General features: G+C 73.1%; 14 protein-coding genes and 1 tRNA gene. 7 read left to right on the top strand and 8 right to left on the bottom strand.

Features of this window, described 5'->3' with window-relative positions:
* Window positions 1-14 precede the first annotated feature (14 nt).
* From ACZ3IL_RS09695 to ACZ3IL_RS09670, 6 genes are all read left to right on the top strand, one after another.
* Window positions 15-770: a response regulator transcription factor gene (locus ACZ3IL_RS09695; protein WP_467388389.1), complete on the top strand. Its 756-nt coding sequence runs from the start codon at window positions 15-17 to the stop codon at window positions 768-770.
* 6 nt (window positions 771-776) lie between these two features.
* Window positions 777-2330 (top strand): sensor histidine kinase, encoded by a 1554-nt coding sequence (locus tag ACZ3IL_RS09690; RefSeq protein ID WP_467388387.1) that lies wholly within the window; start codon window positions 777-779, stop codon window positions 2328-2330.
* A gap of 26 nt (window positions 2331-2356) precedes the next feature.
* Window positions 2357-3628: a bifunctional glycosyltransferase family 2/GtrA family protein gene (locus ACZ3IL_RS09685; protein ID WP_467388386.1), complete on the top strand. Its 1272-nt coding sequence runs from the start codon at window positions 2357-2359 to the stop codon at window positions 3626-3628.
* Window positions 3625-5763: a mannosyltransferase YkcB-related protein gene (locus ACZ3IL_RS09680; RefSeq protein WP_467388384.1), complete on the top strand. Its 2139-nt coding sequence runs from the start codon at window positions 3625-3627 to the stop codon at window positions 5761-5763. The genes ACZ3IL_RS09685 and ACZ3IL_RS09680 overlap by 4 nt, the downstream gene beginning before the upstream one ends.
* Before the next feature lie 209 nt (window positions 5764-5972).
* A complete protein-coding gene (locus tag ACZ3IL_RS09675; RefSeq protein WP_467388382.1) occupies window positions 5973-7502 on the top strand; it encodes an MFS transporter in 1530 nt (509 codons plus the stop codon).
* Between the two features lie 127 nt (window positions 7503-7629).
* On the top strand, window positions 7630-8397 hold the full coding sequence (locus ACZ3IL_RS09670; RefSeq protein ID WP_467388380.1) for a TetR/AcrR family transcriptional regulator: 768 nt from the start codon (window positions 7630-7632) through the stop codon (window positions 8395-8397).
* A 223-nt stretch (window positions 8398-8620) separates the two neighbouring features.
* On the opposite strand, the gene ACZ3IL_RS09665 is transcribed toward ACZ3IL_RS09670, so the two are convergent.
* Together ACZ3IL_RS09665 and ACZ3IL_RS09660 are read right to left on the bottom strand one after the other, a co-directional pair.
* Complete coding sequence (locus ACZ3IL_RS09665; protein ID WP_467389264.1) at window positions 8621-10156, bottom strand: MDR family MFS transporter; 1536 nt, start codon at window positions 10154-10156, stop codon at window positions 8621-8623.
* Between the two features lie 112 nt (window positions 10157-10268).
* Window positions 10269-10724 (bottom strand): MarR family winged helix-turn-helix transcriptional regulator, encoded by a 456-nt coding sequence (locus ACZ3IL_RS09660; protein ID WP_467388378.1) that lies wholly within the window; start codon window positions 10722-10724, stop codon window positions 10269-10271.
* Between the two features lie 187 nt (window positions 10725-10911).
* Here ACZ3IL_RS09660 and ACZ3IL_RS09655 point away from each other — a divergent pair, with 187 nt between their 5' ends.
* Complete coding sequence (locus ACZ3IL_RS09655; RefSeq protein WP_467388376.1) at window positions 10912-11142, top strand: hypothetical protein; 231 nt, start codon at window positions 10912-10914, stop codon at window positions 11140-11142.
* Window positions 11143-11306: 164 nt separating this feature from the next.
* Here the strand turns inward: ACZ3IL_RS09655 and ACZ3IL_RS09650 are convergent, their stop codons facing one another.
* The 6 genes from ACZ3IL_RS09650 to tadA all read right to left on the bottom strand — a co-directional run bounded on the left by ACZ3IL_RS09650 (window position 11307) and on the right by tadA (window position 14975).
* Window positions 11307-12209 carry an RNA polymerase sigma factor SigF gene (locus tag ACZ3IL_RS09650; protein WP_467388374.1) on the bottom strand — a complete coding sequence of 301 codons (903 nt, stop codon included), beginning with the start codon at window positions 12207-12209 and terminating at the stop codon, window positions 11307-11309.
* A 234-nt stretch (window positions 12210-12443) separates the two neighbouring features.
* Window positions 12444-13403 carry an RNA polymerase sigma factor SigF gene (locus ACZ3IL_RS09645; protein ID WP_467388372.1) on the bottom strand — a complete coding sequence of 320 codons (960 nt, stop codon included), beginning with the start codon at window positions 13401-13403 and terminating at the stop codon, window positions 12444-12446.
* A gap of 235 nt (window positions 13404-13638) precedes the next feature.
* Complete coding sequence (locus ACZ3IL_RS09640) at window positions 13639-13932, bottom strand: Dabb family protein (RefSeq protein ID WP_467388370.1); 294 nt, start codon at window positions 13930-13932, stop codon at window positions 13639-13641.
* Window positions 13933-13941: 9 nt separating this feature from the next.
* Entirely contained in the window at window positions 13942-14136 is a 195-nt protein-coding gene (locus ACZ3IL_RS09635; protein WP_467389314.1) for a hypothetical protein, read from the bottom strand.
* Window positions 14137-14395: 259 nt separating this feature from the next.
* Window positions 14396-14480 (bottom strand) — tRNA-Ser (locus ACZ3IL_RS09630).
* Between the two features lie 66 nt (window positions 14481-14546).
* On the bottom strand, window positions 14547-14975 hold the full coding sequence (gene tadA, locus ACZ3IL_RS09625) for a tRNA adenosine(34) deaminase TadA (protein WP_467388368.1): 429 nt from the start codon (window positions 14973-14975) through the stop codon (window positions 14547-14549).
* Between the last annotated feature and the right edge of the window lie 10 nt (window positions 14976-14985).

The raw sequence follows: 14985 nt of genomic DNA, 5'->3' as shown, positions 1-14985 counted from the left end.
GCCAGCCTGGGGCCATGACCGTCACCCCACACCGCACGAGCGCACGGGCCGGTGCCCGTGCCGACATGCTCCGCGCCGACGGAACCGCCGTCCGGGTCCTCGTCGTCGACGACGAGGCCTCGCTCACCGAACTGCTCTCCATGGCCCTGCGCTACGAGGGCTGGCAGGTCATGAGCGCCGGGGACGGAGTCTCCGCGCTCCGCTCCGCACGGGAGTTCCGGCCCGACGCCGTGATCCTGGACGTGATGCTGCCCGACACCGACGGGCTGAGCCTGCTCGGCCCGATCCGGCGCGAGCTGCCCGATGTGCCGGTGCTCTTCCTGACGGCGAAGGACGCCGTGGAGGACCGGATCGCCGGGCTCACGGCGGGCGGCGACGACTACGTGACCAAACCCTTCAGCCTGGAGGAGGTGGTGGCCCGGCTGCGCGGCCTCATCCGCAGGTCCGGGGCCGCGCAGTCCCGCAGCGAGTCACTGCTCACCGTCGGGGACCTGACCCTCGACGAGGACAGCCACGAGGTCACCCGGGGCGGCGTCTCGATCCACCTCACGGCGACCGAGTTCGAGCTGCTGCGCTACCTCATGCACAATCCGCGCCGGGTGCTCAGCAAGGCGCAGATCCTCGACCGGGTCTGGTCGTACGACTTCGGGGGCCAGGCCAACGTCGTGGAGCTCTACATCTCCTACCTGCGCCGGAAGATCGACGCGGGCCGCTCCCCGATGATCCACACCCGGCGCGGGGCCGGATACCTCATCAAGCCGGGGGAGTAGCGCCCGGTGCTGCGAGGCGTACGGCGGCCCTGGTCGCTGCGGACCCGGCTCGTCGTGTCGGCGGTGGCGCTGATCGCGGTCGTCGCGGCCGTCATCGGCACGGTCACCACGATCGCGTTCCGCTCGTACCTGTACGACCAGGCCGACGAACAGGTCCGGGGGCTCTCCGAGCGGGCCGCCGGGCCACCGGTCGTCATGCCCGTGCCGGACCCCGGCCGGGGCCGGGAACCCCTGGCCTTCCTCGGCGGTCCGGGCTCCCCGATAGGCGCCGTCGGCGCGGTCCTGACCGGCGGGGAGATCACCGCGGCCGGATACTCGACGGAGGTGGCCGGGAACGGCGGTACGGACGGGCCGAGGTTCCCCGTCAGGGCGCTGGACGCGGAACAGCGGGCCGCCCTCGCCGCCGTCCCGCGCGACGGCGGGCCGCACACCGTCGAGCTGCCCGGCGGCCTCGGCTCCTACCGGGTCGCGTACGCGGAGGGCGGCCGCGGCACCTTCCTCGCCGGCATCCCGCTCACCGAGGTGGACGACACCCTCTCCACCCTCGTGCTGGTCGAACTGAGCGTCACGGGCGCCGGGCTCGTCGCGGCGTCGATCGCCGGCACCGTGCTCGTCCGGGTGGCCCTGCGCCCGCTGCGGCGGGTCGCCGCCACCGCGCGCCAGGTCGCCCGCCTCCCGCTGCACAGCGGGGAGGTCGCGCTCCACCAGCGGGTGCCGGAGGCGGAGGCCGACCCGCGCACGGAGGTCGGCCAGGTCGGCGCGGCCCTCAACCGGATGCTCGACCACGTCCACTCGGCGCTGGACGCGCGCCAGCAGAGCGAGACCCGGGTCCGGCAGTTCGTCGCGGACGCCAGCCACGAACTGCGCACCCCGCTGGCCTCGATCCGGGGGTACGCGGAGCTGACCCGGCGCGGCCGGGAGGAGTGCGGGCCCGACACCCGGCACGCCCTCGGCCGCATCGAGTCGGAGGCGACCCGGATGACCGGCCTCGTGGAGGACCTGCTGCTGCTCGCCCGGCTCGACGCCGGACGCCCCCTCTCGTACGGGACCGCGGACCTCGTCCCCCTCGTCGTGGACGCCGTGAGCGACGCCCGCGCCGCCGGCCCCGGACACCTCTGGGGCCTCGGACTCCCCGGGGACGGGACGGAGGTGCCGGTGCGGGCCGACGGCACCCGGCTCCAGCAGGTCCTCGTCAACCTCCTCGCCAACGCCCGCACCCACACCCCGCCCGGCACGAGGGTCACCGCCCGCGTCCGCCGGGAGGGGGCGGACGCGCTGGTGGAGGTCGAGGACGACGGTCCCGGCGTTCCGCCCGCCCTCCTGCCCTCCGTCTTCGAACGGTTCGCGCGCGGCGACGCCTCCCGCTCCCGGAACGCAGGCTCCACCGGCCTCGGTCTCGCGATCGTCCGCGCCGTCGTCCTCGCCCACGGCGGCGGGGTGACGGTGGAGAGCGTCCCCGGCCGGACCGTCTTCACGGTCCGCCTGCCCGTGGACGGGGACCCCCGGAGCCCCGCTCCGGACGACTCACAGGCGGGGCACAGGCTCATCACACGGCCGTGACAGACGCCCCGGCGAGGGTCTGTGCCATGCGAACCCCAACGATCGCGCGGACCGTGCCCGGCGCCCTGCCCGCCCGGGAACACCTGCCCGTGGAGGCCGCCGGGCGGCCCGTCCTGGACGTGGTGATCCCGGTCCACAACGAGGAGAAGGACCTGGAGCCGTGCGTCCGCCGGCTCCACGAGCACCTCTCCCGGACCTTCCCGTACGGCTTCCGCATCACCGTCGCCGACAACGCCTCCACCGACACGACCCCCGACGTCGCCGGGTCCCTCGCCCGCGCACTGACCGGGGTGCGCTCCGTGCGGCTGGAACAGAAGGGGCGCGGACGGGCGCTGCGGACGGTGTGGTCGGACTCGGACGCGCCCGTCCTCGCCTACATGGACGTCGACCTGTCCACCGATCTGAACGCGCTGCTCCCGCTGGTCGCCCCGCTCATCTCCGGCCACTCGGACCTGGCGATCGGCTCCCGGCTCTCCCCCTCCTCGCGGGTGGTGCGCGGCCCGAAGCGGGAGTTCGTCTCCCGCGCGTACAACCTGATCCTGCGCTCCTCTCTCGCGGCCCGGTTCTCCGACGCGCAGTGCGGGTTCAAGGCCATCCGGCGCGAGGTCGCCGAACGGCTGCTCCCGATGGTCGAGGACACCGGCTGGTTCTTCGACACCGAGATGCTGGTCCTCGCCGAGCGGGCCGGGCTGCGCATCCACGAGGTGCCGGTCGACTGGATCGACGACCCCGATTCGAGCGTGCGCATCGTGAGGACGGCGACGGACGACCTGAAGGGCGTCTGGCGGGTGGGACGGGCCCTCGCGACCGGGGCGCTGCCCCTGGACCGGCTCGCCCGGCCGTTCGGGGACGACCCCCGGGACCGCGAGCTGAACGGGGTGCCCGGCGGTCTCGCCCGGCAGCTCATCGGCTTCTGCGCGGTCGGGGCCCTCTCCACGCTCCTCCATCTGGCGCTGTACTCGGCCTTCCGGGCCGGTCTCGGCCCGCAGACGGCCAACGCCGCGGCCCTCCTCGTCTCGGCCGTCGCCAACACGGCGGCGAACCGGCGCCTCACCTTCGGGGTGCGGGGCCGGGACCGGGCCGTCCGCCACCAGGCCCAGGGGCTCGTGGTCTTCGCCATCGGCCTGGCCCTGACCGGCGGTTCGCTCGCCGCCCTCGGCGCGGCGGGCGGCGATCCGGCGCACTCCACCGAACTGGCCGTCCTGGTCGTCGCCAATCTCGCCGCGACCGTGCTCCGCTTCCTCCTCTTCCGGCTCTGGGTGTTCCCCGAGCGGACCACCGCAAGGAACGAACGATGACCCTTCCGACCCCCGCGCCTCCCGCCCTCCGGGGGAGCGGCCGGACCGGCCGGCTGTGGCGCGGGCGTGCCGGGGACGCCCCCTGGGTCCGGCCCGCCCTCCTCGGCCTGCTCGCCGTGACCGCCGCGCTCTACCTGTGGAACCTGAGCGCGTCGGGCTACGCCAACTCCTTCTACTCCGCGGCCGTCCAGGCCGGCGGCGAGAGCTGGAAGGCCTTCTTCTTCGGCTCCCTCGACGCGGCCAACGCCATCACCGTCGACAAGCCGCCGGCCGCGCTCTGGCCGATGGCGCTCTCCGTCCGTCTCTTCGGTCTCGGCTCCTGGCAGATCCTCGTGCCCGAGGTGCTGATGGGCGTGGCCACGGTCGGCGTCCTGTACGCGGCCGTCCGGCGCCGGTTCGGCGCGGGCGCGGGCCTGACGGCGGGCGTGGTGCTGGCGCTGACGCCGGTCGCCGCGCTGATGTTCCGCTTCAACAACCCGGACGCGCTGCTCGCGCTGCTCATGACGGCCGCCGTGTACGGGGTGCTGCGCGCCCTGGAGGACGGGCCGGGCGCGGGGCGGTGGCTGGTGTGGGCGGGTGTGGCCTTCGGGTTCGCGTTCCTCGCGAAGACGCTCCAGGCCTTCCTGATCCTGCCGCCGCTCGCCCTCGTGTACGGGGTGTGCGGGCCGGGCGGGGCCGGGCGCCGGATCGGGCGGCTCGCCCTGGCCGGTCTCGCGACGCTCGTCTCGGCGGGCTGGTGGGTGGCCCTCGTCGAGCTGTGGCCGGCGTCCTCCCGTCCGTACGTCGGAGGCTCGCAGACCAACAGCTTCCTGGAGCTGACCTTCGGCTACAACGGCCTCGGCCGCATCAACGGCGACGAGACCGGCAGCGTGGGCGGCGGAGGGCCCGGCGCGGGCGGCGGCCGGTGGGGCGGGACCGGGATCGGCCGGATGTTCGGCGACTCCGTCGGCGGTCAGGTCTCCTGGCTGCTCCCGGCGGCGCTGCTCCTGCTGGTCGCGGGCCTCGTCGTCACCCGGCGGGCACCCCGGACGGACACGGCACGCTCCGCGTTCCTGGTGTGGGGCGGTTCGCTGCTCATGACGCTGGCGGTGTTCAGCTTCATGGCCGGCATCTTCCACGAGTACTACACGGTCGCCCTCGCCCCCTACGTGGCGGCGCTCGTCGGCATGGGCACGGCCGTGCTGTGGGAGGAGCGCACCCGGTGGGCCGCCTCGGCGGCGCTCGCGGTGACGGTGGCGGTGACGGCCTGGTGGGCCTGGACGCTGCTCGGCCGTACGCCGGACTGGCTGCCGTGGCTGCGCTGGGCGGTTCTGGCGGCGGGCTCGGCGGCGGCGTCCGGTCTGCTGCTCGCGGGCCGGATCGACCGGCGGTTCGGTCTTGCGGCGGCGGGCCTCGGGCTGGCGGCGGGGCTCGCGGGACCGTTCGCGTACACCCTGGAGACGGTGGGCACCGGCCACCAGGGGTCGATCGTGACGGCGGGCCCGGTGGGCGGCCGGGGCCCGGGCGGCTTCGGCGGCCGGGCGCCCGAGGGCGGCATGACGCCGCCGGGCGGCCAGGCGCCGGGCGGCCAGGCGCCGGGCGGCCAGGCGCCCGGCGGTCGGGGCCAGGGCGGCCGGGCGCCGGGAGGGGCCCCGCCCCGGGGGACGCCCCAGGCCCAGGGCGGTTTCCGGGGGATGCCTCCGGGCGGCCCCCAGGGGACGCGCGGCGAACGCGGCGGCTTCGGCGGCGGCATGGGGGGCCTCCTCAACGGCACGCGCGTCGGCGCGGAGGCCAGGACGGCGCTCCTGGAGGACGCCGGCTCCTACACCTGGGTCGCGGCCACGGTCGGTGCCCAGAACGCGGCGGGCTACCAGCTCGCCACGGAGAAGCCGGTCATGGCGATCGGCGGCTTCAACGGCAGCGACCCGTCCCCGACCCTCGCGCGGTTCCAGCGGTACGTCGCCGAGGGGAAGATCCACTACTTCATCGGGAACGACGGCGAGGGCGGCGCCGACGGCGAGGGCGGTGGCATGCGCGGGGGCGCGGGCGGAGGGCCCGGCGGCGGTTCCGGGATCTCCGCCTGGGTCGCGGAGTCCTTCGAGAAGGTCACGATCGGCGGCGCCGCCTTCTACGACCTGACCCGCCCCACCGGCTGACCCGCCCCACCGGTCGGCCCGAACCGGACGGCCGGCCCGAACCGGCCGACCGCCCCGCCCCCACCCGTACGACCGAGCCGACAAGACCGGCCGACCCGGCCGGCCGAATCCCCTCCCTCCCGGCTCGAAATAATTCCTATACGGCGTAAGAGAGAGCCTTGTACGGTGTACGAGACCTAGTCCCGTACACCGTACAAGGAGCCCTGCCCATGACGGCGACGACCGCCGCGAACGAACCGTCCGCCCCCTCCGGCGGCCACCCGCAGCGCTGGCTGATCCTCGGCGTCATCTGCCTGGCCCAGCTCACCGTGCTGCTCGACAACACCGTGCTCAGTGTCGCCATCCCGTCGCTGACCTCGGAACTCCACGCCTCCACCGCCGACATCCAGTGGATGATCAACGCGTACTCGCTCGTCCAGTCCGGCCTCCTCCTGACCGCCGGCAACGCCGCCGACCGCTACGGCCGCAAGAAGCTCCTCGCCGCCGGTCTCGCGCTCTTCGGCCTCGGCTCGCTCGCCGCCGGCCTGGCCGGCTCCACCGCCCAGCTGATCGCCGCCCGCGCGGGCATGGGCGTCGGCGGCGCGCTCCTCATGACCACCACGCTCGCCGTCGTCATGCAGATCTTCGACGCGTCCGAGCGGGTCAAGGCCATCGCGCTGTGGGCCACGGTCGGCTCGCTCGGCTTCGCCGCCGGGCCGCTGATCGGCGGCGCCCTCCTGAACCACTTCTGGTGGGGGATGATCTTCATGATCAACATCCCGGTCGCGTTCGTCGGCCTGATCGCCGTCGTCAAGCTGGTCCCCGAGTCCAAGAACCCCCAGGGCGAACGGCCCGACCTGATCGGCGCGCTGCTCTCCACCGTCGGCATGACCGCCGCCGTGTACGCCATCATCACCGGCCCCGGGCACGGCTGGACCTCCGCCGAGGTGCTGGTACCGGCGGGCCTCGGCGTCGCCGTCCTGGCCGCCTTCGCCGTGTGGGAGCTGCGCGTCCCGCACCCGATGCTCGACATGCACTTCTTCCGCGACCAGAAGTTCGTCGGCGCCGTCGCCGGCGCCATCCTGGTCATGTTCGGCATGGGAGGCTCGCTCTTCCTGCTCACCCAGCACCTGCAGTTCGTCCTCGGCTACGAGCCGCTGGAGGCCGGTCTGCGGATGGCCCCGCTCGCCCTGACCGTGGTCGTGCTCAACCTCACCGGCGTCGGCCCGCGGATCGTGACGAAGCTCGGCACCGCGCCCACCGTGGCCGCCGGCATGACCCTCGTCGCGGCCGGTCTCGCCTCGATCGCCCTCGTCGGCGGCGGCACGAACAGCAGTTACTGGGGAATGCTCCTGGGCCTGGTCCTGATGGGCACCGGCCTCGCGGTCTCCAACCCGGCCATGGCCAACGCCATCATGAGCGCCATCCCGCCGGAGAAGGCCGGGGTGGGCGCGGGCGTCAACGGCACCCTCGCCGAGTTCGGCAACGGCCTGGGCGTCGCCGTCCTCGGGGCCGTCCTCAACGCGCGCTTCGCCGCCCTCGTCACCGTCACCGCGACCTCGCTGCCCGCCGCCCTCGCGGCGGCCGGGAGCGACGCCCAGCGGAAGCAGATCTCCGACGCCTTCGCCTCCGGTCTCCAGACCAGCCAGCTGGTCGGCGCGGCCGCCGTCTTCGCGGGCGGCCTGCTCGCCGCGGCCCTGCTCGGCCGGGCCGAGCGCGCGGAGGGGGCAGGGGCCCCGAAGGGGGCGCCGGCCGTCTGACGCGTGCCACGACGGCATGCCGCGACAGCGTGCCACGGCGGCGCGGTCCCGGCCGTCCGCGGGCCGGACGGGACGTCCGCCCCACGACCTAGCATGGTCACGAACCGCTGACAGACGGAGGAACGCGATGGTCAAGGCAGCCGAACGGGCCAGGAACCCGGCGCGTTCCAGCGTCTGGCTGGAGAACCGGTCCCCCCGTGCCGGAGGCGGCCCGGCCGGGCTCGACCGGGACCGGATCGTCGCCGCCGCGATCCGGATGCTCGACGCGGAGGGCCTGGCCAAGCTGTCGATGCGCAAGCTCGCGACCGAGCTGGGCGTCACGGCCATGTCGCTCTACTGGTACGTGGACACCAAGGACGACATCATCGAGTACGCCGTCGACACCGTCTACGGGGAGATCGACCTCGCCGCCGTCGACGCGGCGGACGGCTGGCGGGACCGGATCAGGGTGCTCGCCCTGGACTACCGGCGGATGCTGGTCCGCCACCCGTGGATGGCGGCGTGCGCCGGCCAGTACCTGAACATCGGTCCGCGGGCGGTCGCCGTCGGCACCAAGATCCACGAGACGGTCCGGGACACCGGCCTGCCGGCGCACCGCTGCCCCAGCGCCATGTCGGCGGTCTTCCAGTTCGTGTACGGCTACGGGACGGTCGAGTCGCAGTTCCAGCGGCGGGCGGCGGAGGCCGGCATGTCGCAGGACGACTTCTACGGGGAGGCGGTCAAGGCCTTCCGCGACGAGCCGGGGTTCGTGAAGGCGCTCGAACCGATGGCGGAACTCCTCGAGGAACGCGCCTCGCACGGTGCCGTCAGCGAGATCTGGGACCGCGACTTCGCCTACGCCCTCGACGTCCTGGTCGCCGGCATCGAGGTGATGGTGGTGAGGGAACGCGCCTGAGGGCGGCGCGGGGCGGACGCGACGGCGGCGCGGGGACGGGAGCGAAGGCGACCCCGTCGCCGTCGGGGCCCGCCTGTACCAGGCCGCGGCGCGGGGACCAGGGCGAAGGGACCCGGGAGACGGGGGAACGACGGAGCGGCGGGCCGTCCCCTGCCCGCCGCTCCGTACCGGCCCGGCCGCGCCTCCGCTCGAAGCGCGGCCGGGAGTCTTGTTCTCGCCCCGCCTACTCGGCGGCGGCGTCCGCCTTCGCGGTCTCGCCGTGGTGGCTCTTGAGGGCGACCTCCTTGATGAAGAGCGTCACCACGAAGGCGAGCAGCGCGAACGGCGCCGAGTAGAGGAAGACGTCCGCGACGCCGTGTCCGTACGCGCTCTCCATGACCGTGCGGATGGGGGCCGGCAGCTTGTCCATGTCGGGGATGCCGCCGCCCGTACCGCCCTTGCCCAGGGCGCCCGCGGCCTTCGGGCCCAGCTCGGTCAGGCCCTCCTTGACGTAGTCGGTGACCCGGTGGGCCATGACCGCGCCGAGCGCCGAGACGCCGATCGCACCGCCCAGGGAGCGGAAGAAGGTGACGACGGAGGAGGCGGCGCCGAGGTCGGCGGGGGCCACCTGGTTCTGGGTGCAGAGCACCAGGTTCTGCATCATCATGCCGAGGCCGAGGCCCAGGACCGCCATGAAGATCGCGATGTGCCAGTACGCCGTGTCGTAACGGATCGTGCCGAGCAGGCCGAGGCCGCCGGTGGCCAGGGCGCCACCGCTGACCAGCCAGGACTTCCACCGGCCGGTCTTGGTGATGATCAGCCCGGAGACGGTGGAGGAGACGAACAGGCCCGCGATCATCGGGATGGTGAGGACGCCGGACATCGTCGGCGACTCGTTCCGCGCGAGCTGGAAGTACTGGCTGAAGAAGACCGTGCCGGCGAACATCGCGACGCCCACGAAGAGCGAGGCGAGCGAGGCGAGGGTGATCGTCCGGTTGCGGAACAGGCGGAGCGGGATGATCGGCTCGCTCGCCTTCGACTCGACGAGGAGGAAGATCCCGCCGAGGACGAGGGCGCCGAGGACCATGGCGGCCGTCTGCCAGGACATCCAGTCGTACTTGTCGCCCGCGAAGGTGACCCAGACCAGCAGCAGGGAGACGGCGGCGCTGACGAAGAAGGCGCCGGCCCAGTCGACCTTGACCTGGCGCTTCACGACGGGGAGCTTCAGGGTCTTCTGCAGGACGATCAGGGCGATGATCGCGAAGGGAACGCCGACGTAGAAGCACCAGCGCCAGCCGAGCCAGTCAGTGTCGGTGATGACGCCGCCGAGCAGCGGGCCGCCGACGGTGGCGACGGCGAAGGTCGCGCCGAGGTAGCCGCTGTACCGGCCGCGCTCGCGCGGGGCGATCATCGCGGCCAGGATGATCTGGGAGAGGGCGGTGAGGCCGCCGACGCCGATGCCCTGGACGACGCGGCAGGCGATGAGCATGCCGGCGCTCTGCGAGAGGCCGGCGACGACCGAGCCCGCGACGTAGATGATCAGGGCTATCTGGACGAGCAGCTTCTTGGAGAAGAGGTCCGCGAGCTTGCCCCAGAGGGGGGTGGTCGCGGTCATCGACAGGAGGGCCGCGGTCACGACCCAGGTGTAGGCGGACTGACCGCCACCCAGGTCGGTGATGATCTGCGGCAGGGCGTTGGAGACGATCGTCGAGGAGAGGATGGCGACGAACATGCCCAGCAGCAGCCCGGACAGCGCCTCCATGATCTGCTTGTGCGTCATCGGGGCGCCGCCGGAGGCGGTGTCCCCCTCCTTGGCGCTTCCGCCGAGCACACCGGTGCCTGGTGTGGTGGTAGCCATCAACTTCCTTCGTTCTCGAGCGTGGTGGACGTTCTCAAGCGTGGTGGGCCCGGCAGTCCCCGAACGAGTCGCGGAGGCGGGCGAGCAGGGTGGTGAGCAGTTCGACGTCTTCGTCGGACCACTCCCCGAGGGTGCGGGCGAGCACGTCCGTCAGCCGTCGGTCGAGGACGGCGAGCATGGACTCGCCCGCCGGGGTCAGGCGGAGGATGCGGGACCGCCGGTCGGCGGGGTCGGGCAGTCGCTCGACCCACCCGCGGTCCACGGTGTGGGCCACGTGGCGGCTGCTGACCGACATGTCGACGGCCATCAGCTCGGACACGCGGCCCATCCGCATGTCGCCGTGGTGGTTCAGCAGCGCGAGGACGATCGCGGAGCCGCTGGGGCACTCGGCCGGAAGGGTCCGCGCGAGCCCGCGCTTCACCGCTCCGATGGCGCTCACCTGGCGGGCGAGGTTCTCGTACCGATTGCGGCTGTCCGTCGCGCACTCCACCGGGAACTCCCCCTATCTTGTTGCTTAGGGCAACCATAGAGATGGATGGTTGCTCCAGGCAAACTAAATCGGTCAAATGGCGCTAAAGAATCGGCAAAGGCGGACCGGGGGCGCCGGGCACGCCGTCCGGGCCGGGCCGGGGGGACCGGGCTTGGGCCCTCACCCCGACTTCGCTAGGGTCCGGCCCATGACACACAACCCCCAAGCACCGTACGGCCAGGGTCAGGGCCAGGGCCCCGAGGGCTCCTTCGACCCCGCCGGCAACACCCAGATGTTCCGCGCCTTCGTCGACGAGGGGACCCCGCAGCGGCAGCAACCGCAGACCGCCGCCGCCTCGGGCCCCCGGGTCGGCCTGATCGCGGGTGTGGTCGCGGCCGTCGTCGTCCTCGCCGTCGTCGCCTGGCTGGCGTTCGGCTGACCGCTCCGCGCGCCCGTCCGTCCCGGCGGGCCGGCTCCGCCCCGCGCGGACCGGCCCGTTTCCTTCCGCCCGGACGGCGCCGGGCGCGCGACGAACGGCCGGCGCCCCCCTCGGGGAGCGCCGGCCGTTCGGGTCCGGGGCGGCCCGGGCCGCCGGGCGGGGCGTCAGTCGGTGATGAGGCCGTCCCGGAGCTGGGCGAGCGTGCGGGTGAGCAGGCGCGAGACGTGCATCTGGGAGATGCCGACCTCCTCGCCGATCTGCGACTGGGTCATGTTGGCGAAGAAGCGCAGCATGATGATCTGCCGCTCGCGGGGCGGCAGCTTGGCGAGCAGCGGCTTGAGCGACTCGCGGTACTCCACGCCTTCGAGCGCCGTGTCCTCGTAGCCGAGCCGGTCCGCGAGGGAGCCCTCGCCGCCGTCCTCCTCGGGCGAGGGGGAGTCGAGCGAGGAGGCGGTGTACGCGTTGCCCACGGCGAGGCCGTCGACCACGTCCTCCTCCGACACGCCCAGAACGGCGGCGAGTTCGGCGACGGTCGGGGAGCGGTCGAGCTTCTGGGCGAGTTCGTCGCCCGCCTTGGTGAGGGCGAGGCGCAGCTCCTGGAGCCGGCGCGGGACCCGTACCGACCAGGAGGTGTCGCGGAAGAAGCGCTTGATCTCGCCGACGACCGTCGGCATCGCGAACGTCGGGAACTCCACGCCCCGTTCGCAGTCGAACCGGTCGATCGCCTTGATCAGGCCGATGGTGCCGACCTGGACGATGTCCTCCATCGGCTCGTTGCGGGAGCGGAAGCGGGCGGCCGCGTACCGGACGAGGGGGAGGTTCAGCTCGATGAGGGTGTCGCGGACGTAGGTCCGCTCCGGGCTGTCGGCGGCGGCGCCCTCGGCGTCCAGGGCGCGCAGCCGCAGGAAGAGGGAGCGGGAGAGGGTGCGGGTGTCGAGGGCGCCGGACGTCACGGCCATCGGCGGCGCGGTCCCCGCGCTTTCGGGCGCGGTCGGCGCGGTCGTCTGCGTGGGCACGGGAACGGGCGTGAGCGTGAGCACCTTGGAGCTGCCCAGTTCTGTGGACATGCCACCCCCTTGAGGTCGCGGACGGTCGCGGTGCCGCGACCGTCTGAGGAACGCAGCCACCACCTGAATACCGGCGGTGGGGCTGCGGCAAACGCGGTTCCAGCAGAATGTCACATGTCGGCAACACGCTGTAGTGACTTGTCGACACATCAGGTGTGCATATCCGCAGGAAACAAGGGGTGTGCGGCATTTGGGGAGCGGAGGGAGCGCTCCGGGGGGGTCTACCCGTTCCAGCTACGCTTCGATCCTGTTTGCGGACCTCAATCGTGCGAAGCTGCGGGCGAGGAGCCTTGACACGTGCATCTGGGAGACGCCGAGCTCCTGGCTGATCTGGGACTGGGTCAGATTGCTGTAGTAGCGCAGCATCAGGATGCGCTGCTCCCGTTCGGGCAGCTGTACGAGCAGGTGCCGGACCAGGTCCCGGTGCTCGACCCCGGCCAGGGCGGGGTCCTCGTAACCGAGCCGGTCGAGGAGTCCGGGCAGCCCGTCGCCCTCCTGCGCCGCCTCCAGGGAGGTCGCGTGGTACGAGCGCCCGGCCTCGATGCAGGCGAGCACCTCGTCCTCCCCGATCCGCAGCCGCTCCGCGATCTCGGCGGTCGTCGGGGAGCGGCCGTGGGCGGTCGTCAGGTCCTCGGTGGCGCCGTTCACCTGCACCCACAGCTCGTGCAGCCGGCGGGGCACGTGCACGGTCCGGACGTTGTCCCGGAAGTACCGCTTGATCTCGCCGACGACCGTCGGCATCGCGAACGTCGGGAACTGCACGCCCCGGTCCGGGTCGAAGCGGTCGATGGCGTTGATCAGTCCGATGGTGCCGACCTGGACGACGTCCTCCATCGGCTCGTTGCGGGAGCGGAAGCGGGCCGCCGCGTACCGCACGAGGGGCAGGTTGGCCTCGATGAGGGCTCCGCGCACCCGGTCGTGCTCGGGGGTGCCCGGCTCCAGGTTCTTGAGCTTGCCGAAGAGCACCTGGGTGAGGGCGCGGGTGTCGGCGCCGCGGGTGCTCTGCGGACGCGAGCGCGGGGACCCGGGGGCCTGGGGACCCGGGGTTCCGGGGGCCTGGGGGTGCGGGGCGGGGGGCTCCGGTCCCCGGTCGTGCGGCCCGGAGGGTTCCGGGTCCCGGGGGCGCGGGGAGTCCGGGCCGCCCGCCTCGTGCTGGGGCGGGACTTGAGGTGCTGTACTGGCCGGCACGTTCACGCCACCCCTTTGGCTGGTCCTGCGGGTCGACTGGGTTCAACTGGGCTCGACCGGGTCAACTACGGTCAACTCATCCGTCAAAAGCGGTCATAGCATCACAAGACATGTCCACTGTGTGCAAGCACCCCATAACTACGTGTTGAGGGGTTCAAACACCCGAAAACGGGACCGAAAGGCCGCGAGGCCCCCCGCCGGAACGGCGGGGGGCCTCGAAGACCGTGCGCGGGGGCCGGGGCTAGAAGGCGTAGTCCGCGATCACCCAGGTGGAGAACTCCCGCCATTGGGCGACGCCCGCCCGGTGGGCGGGGTGCTCCAGATAGCGCTGGAGGGCGTCGGTGTCCTCGACGGCCGAGTTGATGGCGAAGTCGTACGCGATCGGCCGGTCCGTGATGTTCCAGTCGCACTCCCAGAACCGCAGCTCCGGGATCTGCTCCCCGAGCGCCCGGAACGCCTCGACGCCGGCGACGACGCGCGGCTCGTCGCGGGAGACGCCCTCGTCGAGCTTGAAGAGGACCAGATGGCGGATCACGGAGGGCTCCTAGTTGATGAGTTCGGTCATGAACTCGCCGACCCCCTGGGCGGCGCTGGAAATGCCCTCGAACCCTACCTGGACCAGGTCGGCCGCCCGGGCCGGGGACGTGACGATCGTGTACAGCACAAAGACCACGACCGCGTACAGCGCGACCTTCTTCGCCTGCGCCATCTCCAGCCCTCCCCTGTTCCCCCGCCCCACGACCGCGCCACTCTAACCGAGCCCCCCGGGACCGAGGGGCCCGGAGACGGAGGTCTTTCGCCGTCCGCCGGAAGGGTGACGGACGCGCGGTAGGGATGCCGGGCCCGGAGGGGCCCGCGGGAGTCCTGAGGGGCCTGCGGGAGTTCTGAGGACGCCCGGGAACCGGCCCGTGTCCCGGGGCTTTTCCCCTACGGGGCGTCAGGCGCCCCCGGGTACGCCGAAGGGCCCGGCGCGCGTGCGCCGGGCCCTTCGGTCGAAGCGGTAGCGGAGGGATTTGAACCCTCGGTGAGTTTCCCCACACTCGCTTTCGAGGCGAGCTCCTTCGGCCGCTCGGACACGCTACCGAGAGAGAGCTTAGCCGAAACCGCCGCCACGATGAAATCCGCGTCCCGCCGCAGGTGGAACGGGGGTCAGCGGGTGCGGAAGAAGGCCGTCAGCCGGTCCGCGCACTCTTCGCCGAGCACGCCGTGGATCACCTCGGGACGGTGGTTGAGCCGGCGGTCCCGCACGAGGTCCCAGAGCGAGCCGGCCGCACCCGCCTTCTCGTCCGGGGCCCCGAACACCACCCGCTCCACCCGCGACTGGACCAGGGCGCCCGCGCACATCACACAGGGCTCCAGGGTGACCACCAGCGTGCAGCCCGTGAGCCGCCACTCCCCGGTCGCCGCGGCCGCCCGGCGCAGGGCCAGGACCTCGGCGTGCGCGGTGGGGTCGCCGACCGCCTCCCGCTCGTTGTGCGCGCGGGCCAGGACCTTCCCGTCCGGGCCCAGGACGACCGCGCCGACCGGCACGTCGCCGGCCGCCGCGGCCGCGCCGGCCTCGGCGAGGGCGAGCCGCATGGCGTCCCGC

This window comes from Streptomyces sp. NPDC014907 (assembly GCF_055562975.1).
Note: the sequence above shows the minus strand (reverse complement) of the source record. Positions and strands in the feature narration are given on the sequence as shown.

Excerpts from the sequence above, each read along its gene's own strand:
- ACZ3IL_RS09695 (WP_467388389.1), top strand. The coding sequence starts at position 15 with ATGACCGTCACCCCACACCGCACGAGCGCACGGGCCGGTGCCCGTGCC.
- ACZ3IL_RS09685 (WP_467388386.1), top strand. The coding sequence starts at position 2,357 with ATGCGAACCCCAACGATCGCGCGGACCGTGCCCGGCGCCCTGCCCGCC.
- ACZ3IL_RS09680 (WP_467388384.1), top strand. The coding sequence starts at position 3,625 with ATGACCCTTCCGACCCCCGCGCCTCCCGCCCTCCGGGGGAGCGGCCGG.
- ACZ3IL_RS09675 (WP_467388382.1), top strand. The coding sequence starts at position 5,973 with ATGACGGCGACGACCGCCGCGAACGAACCGTCCGCCCCCTCCGGCGGC.
- ACZ3IL_RS09670 (WP_467388380.1), top strand. The coding sequence starts at position 7,630 with ATGGTCAAGGCAGCCGAACGGGCCAGGAACCCGGCGCGTTCCAGCGTC.
- ACZ3IL_RS09665 (WP_467389264.1), bottom strand. The coding sequence starts at position 10,156 with ATGACGCACAAGCAGATCATGGAGGCGCTGTCCGGGCTGCTGCTGGGC.
- ACZ3IL_RS09655 (WP_467388376.1), top strand. The coding sequence starts at position 10,912 with ATGACACACAACCCCCAAGCACCGTACGGCCAGGGTCAGGGCCAGGGC.
- ACZ3IL_RS09650 (WP_467388374.1), bottom strand. The coding sequence starts at position 12,209 with ATGTCCACAGAACTGGGCAGCTCCAAGGTGCTCACGCTCACGCCCGTT.
- tadA (WP_467388368.1), bottom strand. The coding sequence starts at position 14,975 with ATGCGGCTCGCCCTCGCCGAGGCCGGCGCGGCCGCGGCGGCCGGCGAC.